The sequence below is a fragment of the Pseudomonas sp. rhizo66 genome, from assembly GCF_031931925.1.
Lineage (GTDB): Bacteria > Pseudomonadota > Gammaproteobacteria > Pseudomonadales > Pseudomonadaceae > Aquipseudomonas.
Map to the genome: position 1 here is coordinate 180,296 of NZ_JAUJWZ010000016.1, position 10,141 is coordinate 190,436.

The window sequence follows — 10,141 nt, forward strand, 5'->3', positions numbered from 1 at the left end:
ACATGGCAATTTGGCTTTTTGCCCGGCAATGGCAAACAGCACGTCATGAGCTAACCTCACGTGTCTGGTTCACCCCGTCAATCAACAGTCTGTTTCTGCATTTATTGGAGAGGGTTCGGTCATGGCAAAAGGCAAAAAGAAGGCCGCCACGGCGCCTGAAAGTCCGAAGCTGAAAAACAAGGATTATCTCGAGCAGTTGCGCAAGCTGCACGTCGAGCTGGTCAAGTTGCAGGAATGGGTGATCGCCAAGGGCGTCAAGGTCTGCATCGTCTTCGAAGGCCGCGACGGCGCAGGCAAGGGGGGCACGATCAAGGCATTGACCGAGCGCGTCAGCCCGCGAGTCTTTCGCGTGGTGGCATTGCCAGCGCCGACCGATCGCGAGAAAAGCCAGATGCATGTGCAGCGTTATCTGCCTTATTTACCGGCGGCGGGCGAAGTGGTGATCTTCGACCGCAGTTGGTACAACCGCGCAGGCGTCGAGCGGGTGATGGGCTTCTGCACCGACGAGCAGGCGGATAAATTCCTCAAATCGATTCCCTGGGTCGAACACGCGATCGTCCAGTCCGGGGTGATCCTGCTCAAGTATTGGCTGGAAGTCAGCCCCGAAGAGCAGACCCGCCGGCTCGAGGCGCGCATCAACGACGGTCGCAAGACCTGGAAACTGACACCGATGGACCTGAAATCCTACAGCCGCTGGTACGACTACTCACGGGCGCGGGACGAAATGTTCAAGCATTCCGATACCGAACACGCGCCGTGGCTGGTGGCCGACTCCAACGACAAGCGCCGTGCGCGGCTGAACATCATCACCGATGTGCTCAGCCGTATTCCGTATGAGGATGTGAAGCGCGAGAAAATAGAGCTGCCCAAACGGCAGAAACCGGGCAAGTACCGGGATCCGGATTATCCATACCGGCGCGTGGCCGAGAAGTTCTGACAAACTGCCCCAATCCCTGTGGGAGTGGCGTACCCAAAGCAAACAGTCCATCCGTCGTCTGCGCTGAACCACCGCGATCTCGTTTCTTTCTATTCAGGAGAGTCCTTAACGAGAGATGTCCGATGTTCGATCAGCGCAAACAAGAAAAACTGGCGGCATGGCGGAAACTGGCGAAGCAATCGCAGATGCGTCTGGACCCGGAAGAACAGTACGACGAACTGCTCAAGGCAGCCGATGAAATGGAGAAGCAGGGGCTGATCACCAGCGCCGAATGGCGGCAACTGGTGCGTGATGCTGGCAATGTGTTTACCGGTGACCCGGTTCGGACACAACGTTAAAGACGCGGCGAACGGCTACAGCGGTCGATCCGCCCTGTAGCCGTTCAAGTTACACGACCTTTCTTCGACTTCTGGTGCTCGCCTCTGGAATCCCGCAGCAACCGCGCAAATGCTGCTTTGTCGATCGGCCGACTCATGAAGTAACCCTGCACTTCATTGCATTGATCCACCCCGAGAATATCCAGCTGCTCTTCGGTCTCGACACCTTCGGCGGTCACGGTCAGGCCCATGGCCTTGCCCAGGCCGATGATTGCCTGCACCACCGCTCGATCATTGGCGCCGCTGCTGATCGAGGCGATAAAGCGCTTGTCGATCTTGATCCCGTCGAACGGGTAGGCGCGCAAGTAACCGAGCGACGAATAACCGGTGCCGAAGTCGTCCATGTTCAGGCGCACACCGAGTTCCTTCAGGGCGTTCATGGTGGTCAGCGCGCCGTCGGTGTCGTTGAGCATTACGTTCTCGGTGATCTCCAGTTCCAGGCGACTGGCCGGGAAACGCGTTTGCACGAGCACCTCCCGTACGTCCTCGACCACATCGCTGAGGGCAAACTGCGCGGGTGACAGATTGACCGACAGCAGAATGTCTTCCGGCCAGGCCAGCGCGGTTTCGCAGGCTTCACGCAACACCCAGCGCCCCAACGGCACGATCAGGTCGGTCTGCTCCGCCAACGGAATGAACAGGTCCGGGCCCAGCAGGCCTTTGGCTGGATGTTGCCAGCGCACCAGCGCTTCGACCGAAACGATGTGTTTGCCATCGACCTTGTAGCGCGGTTGGTAGTGCAGGACGAACTCGTTGTGCTTGAGCGCATGCCGCAGGTCATCTTCCATCTGCCGGCGCGTCTGGATCTGGTCGCTCATGTGCGCTTCGAAATAGCACCAGGTGTTCTTGCCATCGGATTTGGCCTGATACAGCGCGATATCGGCGTAGCGGATCAGATCGCTGGCGACGAAACCGTGGCGACGGCTGAGCGCGATGCCGACGCTGGCACCGATGTGCAGCGGATGCTGTTCGTAAAGAATCGGCTGATGCAGGCTGCCGATCAACCGCGTGCAGAATTTGTCGATTTCGTTGTGGCTATCCATGCCATTGAGCACCACGACGAATTCATCACCCCCGAGACGCGCAACGATGTCGTGCTCGCGGGTGCATTCGCGCAGGCGTGTGGCGACTTCCTGCAGCACCGCGTCACCGGCCGGATGGCCGAGGGAATCGTTGATCGGTTTGAAATTGTCCAGATCGATCATCAGTAGCGACAGGGGTGGCGCGTGTTCTTTCAACAGCAGCACTTCCTCCAGATAACGCGCCAGTTTGTTGCGGTTCGGCAAACCGGTCAGGGCGTCGTGCATTGACAGGTGCTGGATCTGCGCATGGGCGGCGACCTCGTCGGTGATATCGCTGGCTGTGCCGCGATAACCGACGACGGTGTCCCTGGCGAAAATCGGCCGCGCGGAGAGCCGACAATGACGCGGCTGCCCGGAGTGGTCGCGGTAATTGCAGCGCAAATCACCGGCGCTGTTTGCGTCGCTGAGGTTGCGCAACCACAGTTCCAGCGGGGTGGTGTCGCACGTCAGCAACTCACCGATGCTCTGACCCAGCCAAAAGGCCTGCGGATAGCCGGTGACTTCGCTGAAACGGGCCGACAGATAGGTCAGCGACAGTTGCCCATCGACTTCCCAGATCCAGTCCGACGCCGCCTCGGCAACGGCGCGAAAGCGTTCTTCACTGGCTTCAAGCGCGTGGTTGGCCGCTTCGAGCGCGAGATTCGAGGCCTGCATCGCGTCAATGCTGTTGTCGACGTATTGCGACGAGCGCAGCGCGTGGCGGAAAAAGTAAGCAGTGAGCAGCATCAGCACCAGGAACGTCGCGCCGAGCGGCGGCACCAACGACCATAACAGTTGCTGGCCGGGTCGCTGCAGGTCGGCGACCAGACTGTAGCCAGTGCTGTCGAGCGGCACGCGGGGCTGACCGGTTTCGATGGTCTGGTCCGGCATCAGGGTGAGGTTTGTCAGGCCATAGCCACTGCCGATCTTGCGCAGTTTGGTCGGAGTCAGCTTATCGACGAACACCAGCACCGAGGTGTTTTTCAGTTCGTCGAGCGGACGTTCATCGTTGGGAATAATTGCCGCCGCAGTGATCAGTGCCGGCCAGCCTTCGAACAGCGAATAGCGGCTGACCGGTTTTGTGAGATCGGGCTGAGCCAGTACCTGTTCGACCAGCGCCGAGGCCGACGCTTGCAGCACTGTGGACACGTCGGAGTCGACCATTTCCCCGCGAATGACCGCGTATTTGGTGTGATTGCGATCAAGGACAAACACGCCGTCATAGCCGTCGCTGATGAACAGGGTCTTGCCCATGTTCTGTTCGGTGTAGGCCCAGTTGATATCGACCGGCCCGCTCAAGGCTTCATACGCGCTGGTCCAGTAGGCGTAACTGGTGATGTAGTTTTTTGACGTGGTGATGCGGTTTTCTACGGCGCGCGCGGAATAGAACTGGTTCTGCTGAAGATCCTTGGCGTCTAGAGAATTTGCGATACCGAGCAGGGTGCTGACCGCAGCGACGACCCCCGCGATAAACAGCGCAGCGATGGCAATCGCCAGGCGGCGTGTCACGGCGCGTTGTGGGGTGGGAATTGGCATCGCAGCGAGATTAACGGCCATGTGCTCGTCCTTGATCCGGTGTCTTCTGAATCTAGAACAATGGGGCGGCCACAATGTTCAGATTGGTGTTCTATGACATCGCCTGGATGTGTTCCAAGTGTAGCGAATCTGCCGCAATTTTCAGCATGGCCGGCCAGCGGCCAATCCCGAAAGGGCAAGACTTCCCGCGCAAAAACCGGATAATGGCCGCCATTCGTTTAGCCGTATTCTGGTAATCCCGCATGGAAATCAAAGTCAATTTTCTCGACAACCTTCGACTTGAAGCCAAGTTCGACGACTTCACGGTGATCGCCGATCAGCCCATTCGCTACAAGGGCGATGGCTCGGCACCGGGGCCGTTCGACTACTTTCTGGCGTCGTCGGCGTTGTGTGCGGCGTACTTTGTGAAGTTGTACTGCGACACGCGCAACATCCCCACGGAAAACATTCGCCTGTCGCAGAACAACATCGTTGACCCGGAAAACCGCTACAACCAGATCTTCAAGATCCAGGTCGAATTGCCGGCGGACATCTCCGAGAAAGATCGCTTGGGCATCCTGCGTTCCATCGACCGCTGTACGGTGAAGAAGGTGGTGCAGACCGGCCCGGAATTCATCATCGAAGAAGTCGACAACCTCGACGCCGATGCCCAGGCCCTGTTGATGCCGGTAGCCAGTTCAGACGCCGGCACGTTCATCGCCGGCAAGGACTTGCCGCTGGAGCAGACCATCGCCAACATGTCGGGCATCCTCGCCGACCTCGGGATGAAGATCGAAATCGCTTCGTGGCGCAACATCGTCCCCAATGTCTGGTCGCTGCACATCCGCGATGCGCACTCGCCCATGTGTTTCACCAACGGCAAGGGCGCGACCAAAGAGGGCGCACTGGCCTCGGCGCTGGGCGAGTTCATTGAGCGCCTGAACTGCAACTTCTTCTACAACGACCAGTTCTGGGGCGAAGAGATCGCCAACGCCGAGTTCGTGCATTACCCGGACGAGAAGTGGTTCAAGCCTGGGCCAAAAGACGAGTTGCCGAGCGAAATTCTCGACGAATACACCCTGAAGATTTACAACCGTGACGGCGAGTTGCGTGGCTCGAACCTGTTCGACACCAACTCCGGCAACACCCAGCGCGGCATCTGCTCGCTGCCGTTCGTGCGCCAGTCCGACAACGAAGTGGTGTACTTCCCGTCCAACCTGATCGAAAACCTCTACCTGAGCAACGGCATGAGCGCCGGTAACACCCTGGCCGAAGCGCAGGTGCAGTGCCTGTCGGAGATCTTCGAACGCGCGGTCAAACGCGAAATCCTCGAAGGCGAAATGGCCTTGCCGGACGTGCCGCAAGAAGTACTGGAGAAATACCCGAGCATCCTCGCCGGCATCAAAGGCCTGGAAGAGCAGGGCTTCCCGGTGCTGGTCAAGGATGCGTCGCTGGGCGGCGAGTTCCCGGTGATGTGCGTGACCCTGATGAACCCGCGCACCGGCGGCGTATTCGCCTCGTTCGGCGCGCACCCGAGCCTGGAAGTGGCGCTGGAGCGCAGCCTCACCGAACTGCTGCAGGGCCGCAGTTTCGAAGGCTTGAACGACTTGCCACAGCCGACCTTCTCCGGCCAGGCCGTGACCGAGCCGAACAACTTTGTCGAGCACTTCATCGACTCCAGCGGTGTGGTGTCGTGGCGCTTCTTCAGTGCCAAACCGGATTTTGAATTCGTCGAGTGGGACTTCTCCGGCCAAGGCGAAAACTCCAACGCCGAAGAAGCCGCGACGCTGTTCGGCATCCTCGAAGACATGGGCAAGGAAGTCTACATGGCGGTCTACGAGCACATCGGCGCCAAGGCCTGCCGCATCCTCGTGCCGGACTACTCGGAGATCTACCCGGTCGAAGACCTGATCTGGGACAACACCAACAAAGCCCTGCAGTTCCGCGCCGACATCCTCAATCTGCACAACCTCAGCAAAGTCGGCCTGCGCAACCTCGCCCAAGGCCTGGAGAACAGCGAGCAGGATGATTACACCGACATCACCACGCTGATCGGCATCGAGTTCGACGACAACACGCCGTGGGGCAAGTTGACCATTCTGGAACTGCGCCTGCTGATCTACCTCGCCCTGCAGAAGTACGAACAGGCCAAAGACCTGGTCGAAGCCTTCCTGCAATACAACGACAACACCGTCGAACGCGGCTTGTTCTATCAAGCGGTCAACGTGGTGCTGGAGATGGAACTGGACGAGGATCTGGAACTGGAAGACTACGAAGCCAACTTCCGCCGGATGTTCGGCGACGAGCGCATGGACGCGGCGATTGGCTCGGTCAACGGCAGCGTGCGCTTCTACGGGTTGACGCCGACCAGCATGAAACTGGAAGGGCTGGATCGGCATTTGCGCTTGATTGAGAGCTATAAAAAGCTGCATACGGCGCGGGCGAATGTGAAACAGGTCTAAGCCAGGCTCACATCGGGCTCGGTGGTGAATTCACCCCTCACCCCAACCCTCTCCCCAGGGAGAGGGAGCCGATTTCTGGGCTTTTCAAGACCAGAGACCGGTTCGAAATCTCAGGTCGGCGTATTTCAACCAGACGCCTCGGTCAGTCTCCTTTCCCCAAGGAGAGGGCTGAGGTGAGGATTTTGCAAAACCCGAGTTCGGCTCGATATCTCAGGTCGGCGTATTTCAACCAGGCGCCTCGGTCAGTCCCCTCTCCCTCTGGGAGAGGGTTAGGGTGAGGGGCTTTTGCTTTTTCGCCCGTGCGCGGAATCCGCCAGTTGCCCTGTATCGACTCGCACAAACACCGAATCACCCACCGCCGTCAGCACATCCCCCGCATACACCTCACAGATCACCCGCGTCTTGCGCCCGACGTCACCCTCGACCTTTGCCCGTAAAACCAGCGTCACACCCATGGGTGTCGGTTTGATGAATTTGATGCCGAGGTTGCCAGTGACGCAGTCGATGCGCGGCAGGCTGCTGGGTTCGCGGTTTTCGGTGCGGTAATGGTAGGCCATGGCCGTCCAGTTGGAATGGCAGTCGACCAGCATCGCGAGCAGGCCGCCGTAGACCAGGTCCGGCCAGCCACAATATTTGGCGTCCGGCAGGTGTTCGGCAACCACGTGCACGCCGTCCTCGTGCCAATGGCTTTTGACGTGCAGGCCGTGCGGGTTGCGGCCGCCGCAGCCATAGCAAACGCCTTCGGGCGCGGCGAGGTCTTGCAAAGGGATATCGAGGCTGGACATGGTTTTTATTATCCTGGAGTGGTGAGTCCGGTCAGGCGCAAGCGGTTGCGTCCGCTGCGTTTCGATTCGTAGAGGGCGGCGTCGCCTTGTTCGATCAGCGCCGTCAGGTGCGCGGGCGGATTATCGAACAGGCTGGCGCCGATGCTCAGGGTCACGGCGGCGGTGGTGGGGAATGTCTGGGAGGTCATGCTCAGAAACTGCTCGCGCAGCGCGTTGCCCAGTTCTATGACGCGCTCACTCGATGTGCTGCTGAGCAGGATGACAAACTCGTCACCGCCCAGGCGTGCGGTCAGGGCATTGCGCGGCAGTACCGAGCGGATCATCTCGCTCAGCGCGATCAGCAAACGATCGCCGGCAGTGTGGCCGTACTGGTCGTTGACCAGTTTGAAGTTGTCGATGTCGATCAGCAGCAAGGCGCCGGGATGCTCCGGCGAAACCTGTTCGAACAAGCGCGGTGCGCGCTTTTCCAGGGCGCGGCGGTTGTACAGGGCGGTCAACGGGTCGCGCTCGGCGAGGCGGGCGATCTGTTTTTCCCGGCGGTAACGTTCAGTACCGGTCATCGACAGGGCGATCAACATGATTGCCATCGCGCCCTCGACCAGGGAAATCTGAATGATCTCGCCACGAAACGCCGCCAGATCAATCAGCGTGCCGGGGATCACCACCGTCAGGGCTTTGGCCACGTAAAAAGCCCCGTGCCCGAGCAAAACATAGCGCAGCTGCACCGCGCCGACGCTCAACGACTTGCCGTGAGGGCGCAGCAGAGCGCTGGCCTTGAGGGTCGACAGGGCCACCAGCAGCGAATTGGCCGCCAGCATGACCTTCGACCACTGCGGCCCCTCCGGCAACAGCAGCAAGACCAGCCAGGTGACGAAGATCAGGTACCAGGCCGGCGACAGTCGGATCTGAGTGAAGCGCGCCACGCCGAGCAGAAACAGGAAATGCGCGGTCACCAGCAGACCGTTGGCGAACCAGATGCCGATCAGCAAAAAGCCGCTGATGCGCAGCAGGGCCAGGGTGGAGCCGACGGTGATGGTGGCAAAACCGGCGCTCCAGAACAGCAGCGAAGGCTCACGAATGCTGCGCCATTCGATCGCCAGGTACAGCGCGGCAGCGGCTGCGAGGGCGATGGAAAGGGTCAGCATCGTAGGTGGGTCGAGCGGCATTTCTTGATGAGCCTGTCTGAGTGGCAGTTTGACCGGCGATTGTAAGCGCTCGGGCGGCTTTTTCGCAGAGGTCGTGTTGCCGCGCAGACCATTGGCAGCGGGGAGGGCGCGGTCGCTAGCCGCCACCCTGACCACCGTGCCGATCAGTTATTGCTCGGGCGCGAGCCAGGTGTCGACGACTCGGCGATCCAGCTCTTCCCAGTAAGCCATGCCCAGCACGCGGGTGGTGTTGAGCCCGCGCAGGTAACCGCGCAACTGGTTGGCGGTGTCTTTGATGAGCTGTCGGTCGGTAATGCCTTTGTCCAGTAATACGCTTTCATACTGAACCAGATATTCGGCCACTCGCTCGCGGAAGTCGGGCAGAACGGCGTCACGGATCAGGTCAAACGTTCTCAAGGCGAACTCCTCATTGGCTGTTTTTCTCGTTGTGGTTGAGTGTGTATCAGTCTGCACGTCGCGCAACTATTGCTAGAAGTAATAGTGACCATCACGAAACGCAAGTTCTGCTTTGTCGGCAATCGGCGGAAAATCGCGTCCATCGAACACGCAGCTCAAGGAATTTGCGCGATGAACACCCTGACCCGACTGGCTTTGGTCGCCCTGCTGACAGGCGGCGCACTGTTCACAGCCCCGACTTACGCAGCCGACGCCGGGTCGTGTCACTTCCAGGCCATCGCGGGCAGCAGCGCCACGTTGCAGCATTCGCAAACCGTGGGTGTGTTGCTCAGCGAGAACACCCTGGACAACCTGCAATACCTTGAGCGTTACCACGACATGGCGGTCAACGGCGCGAAAGATGCGCTCGACTCGCGGATTCGTGATGCCTTTGTCAGCAGTTCCGATCCGGAACTGGCCATCGACTGGCTGGTGAGTTCGTTGCAACAGCAGTTCTTGTCGGTGACCGTTTACGACAACCTTGACGCCCTGGTGCAGGCGCATCCGGACGTCGTGGTGAAGCTCGACACCTTCAACCGCTTGCTGACCCAGCAGAACAGTCTGGTCGAAGCGCGTTTTACCGCACGCTTCTACGACGCCGACCTGCAGTACATCGGCAAGGCAGAAGGCGCGGTCGAGAAGCAGTTGCCTTCGGTCTGGGTGCATAACCAGGCGGCACCGGCCATCGCTGCGCAGATCGACAAGCAGCGTGACTTGCAACTCAACGCGTTGAAGCAATTCGATGTGTCGCTCAAGGCGCTGGTGGCGTCGAGCTGAACGCTTAAAACATAAGTGGCGACGGCGGCTCCGTGAGGCTGAACCGTTGCCGGTTGAACCGAACTTTTATTTTCAGGATGACACCGATGCGTCTTTTATTTTTGCCTGTTCTGGCCGTTGCCTCTTTGCTGCTCGCTGGTTGCGCTTCGGCGCCGAACAATCCGAGCCTGACGTTGCAGACCAGCAAGACGCCTGCGCAATACGCCGATTGTGTGGTGCCGAAGTTGCAGGGCAGTGCGTTGAAACCGACGGTTTCGCAGACTCAGCGTAGTTATCGGATTGTGGTGCCGAGCAAGGTTTCGGCTGACAACGTGCTGGAGGCTTACAAGGCTGGCAGTGGCGGCAAGGTGTTTATTTACGAGCGTCATTTGTTGGCTTCGAATCTTTTGCCTTCGAGTTTTGAGCGGGCGGCTCAGGATTGCATCTGATTTTGCCCGTTGTGCGTATTTGACTGAGCTCCTTTGGTTGGCCGCAACCAACCAATTTCTTGCCTCGCGCCGTTCATTCGGTTTGCGGGGCTTTTTTTTGTTTGTTTGTTTGTTTGGGCTTGGCGGCCTTTGGGCCGACCATGCTCGGGGTGTTTTTTGTGAATATCCGTTGCTTCGGGTGTTGCCGCTGGCGGTTTC

General features: G+C 59.3%; 9 protein-coding genes. 5 read left to right on the top strand and 4 right to left on the bottom strand.

Annotated elements, in window-relative coordinates:
• Positions 1–121 precede the first annotated feature (121 nt).
• Positions 122–937 carry a polyphosphate kinase 2 gene (gene ppk2 / locus QZR14_RS19685; protein ID WP_250604788.1) on the top strand — a complete coding sequence of 272 codons (816 nt, stop codon included), beginning with the start codon at positions 122–124 and terminating at the stop codon, positions 935–937.
• Positions 938–1,059: 122 nt separating this feature from the next.
• Positions 1,060–1,275: a hypothetical protein gene (locus tag QZR14_RS19690; RefSeq protein ID WP_311997481.1), complete on the top strand. Its 216-nt coding sequence runs from the start codon at positions 1,060–1,062 to the stop codon at positions 1,273–1,275.
• Between the two features lie 44 nt (positions 1,276–1,319).
• Here the strand turns inward: QZR14_RS19690 and QZR14_RS19695 are convergent, their stop codons facing one another.
• Entirely contained in the window at positions 1,320–3,932 is a 2,613-nt protein-coding gene (locus QZR14_RS19695) for a bifunctional diguanylate cyclase/phosphodiesterase (protein ID WP_311997482.1), read from the bottom strand.
• Between the two features lie 221 nt (positions 3,933–4,153).
• On the opposite strand from QZR14_RS19695, the gene QZR14_RS19700 reads away from it, so the two are divergent.
• Complete coding sequence (locus QZR14_RS19700) at positions 4,154–6,352, top strand: OsmC domain/YcaO domain-containing protein (RefSeq protein ID WP_250604794.1); 2,199 nt, start codon at positions 4,154–4,156, stop codon at positions 6,350–6,352.
• A gap of 269 nt (positions 6,353–6,621) precedes the next feature.
• Here QZR14_RS19700 and QZR14_RS19705 read toward each other — a convergent pair whose 3' ends face one another.
• From QZR14_RS19705 to QZR14_RS19715, 3 genes are all read right to left on the bottom strand, one after another.
• Positions 6,622–7,137, bottom strand: coding sequence for a PaaI family thioesterase (locus tag QZR14_RS19705; RefSeq protein WP_311997483.1), 516 nt, complete (start codon positions 7,135–7,137; stop codon positions 6,622–6,624).
• Positions 7,138–7,145: 8 nt separating this feature from the next.
• A complete protein-coding gene (locus QZR14_RS19710) occupies positions 7,146–8,303 on the bottom strand; it encodes a GGDEF domain-containing protein (protein WP_311997484.1) in 1,158 nt (385 codons plus the stop codon).
• 147 nt (positions 8,304–8,450) lie between these two features.
• Positions 8,451–8,699: a hypothetical protein gene (locus QZR14_RS19715; RefSeq protein ID WP_250604800.1), complete on the bottom strand. Its 249-nt coding sequence runs from the start codon at positions 8,697–8,699 to the stop codon at positions 8,451–8,453.
• A 171-nt stretch (positions 8,700–8,870) separates the two neighbouring features.
• Here QZR14_RS19715 and QZR14_RS19720 point away from each other — a divergent pair, with 171 nt between their 5' ends.
• Together QZR14_RS19720 and QZR14_RS19725 are read left to right on the top strand one after the other, a co-directional pair.
• On the top strand, positions 8,871–9,515 hold the full coding sequence (locus tag QZR14_RS19720; RefSeq protein WP_250604802.1) for an ATPase: 645 nt from the start codon (positions 8,871–8,873) through the stop codon (positions 9,513–9,515).
• Between the two features lie 86 nt (positions 9,516–9,601).
• On the top strand, positions 9,602–9,943 hold the full coding sequence (locus tag QZR14_RS19725) for a hypothetical protein (protein ID WP_311997485.1): 342 nt from the start codon (positions 9,602–9,604) through the stop codon (positions 9,941–9,943).
• Positions 9,944–10,141 lie beyond the last annotated feature (198 nt).

Bases quoted from the DNA above. Each gene is read 5' to 3' on its own strand.
- ppk2 (WP_250604788.1), top strand. From the start codon at position 122: ATGGCAAAAGGCAAAAAGAAGGCCGCCACGGCGCCTGAAAGTCCGAAG.
- QZR14_RS19690 (WP_311997481.1), top strand. From the start codon at position 1,060: ATGTTCGATCAGCGCAAACAAGAAAAACTGGCGGCATGGCGGAAACTG.
- QZR14_RS19695 (WP_311997482.1), bottom strand. From the start codon at position 3,932: ATGGCCGTTAATCTCGCTGCGATGCCAATTCCCACCCCACAACGCGCC.
- QZR14_RS19700 (WP_250604794.1), top strand. From the start codon at position 4,154: ATGGAAATCAAAGTCAATTTTCTCGACAACCTTCGACTTGAAGCCAAG.
- QZR14_RS19705 (WP_311997483.1), bottom strand. From the start codon at position 7,137: ATGTCCAGCCTCGATATCCCTTTGCAAGACCTCGCCGCGCCCGAAGGC.
- QZR14_RS19710 (WP_311997484.1), bottom strand. From the start codon at position 8,303: ATGCCGCTCGACCCACCTACGATGCTGACCCTTTCCATCGCCCTCGCA.
- QZR14_RS19720 (WP_250604802.1), top strand. From the start codon at position 8,871: ATGAACACCCTGACCCGACTGGCTTTGGTCGCCCTGCTGACAGGCGGC.
- QZR14_RS19725 (WP_311997485.1), top strand. From the start codon at position 9,602: ATGCGTCTTTTATTTTTGCCTGTTCTGGCCGTTGCCTCTTTGCTGCTC.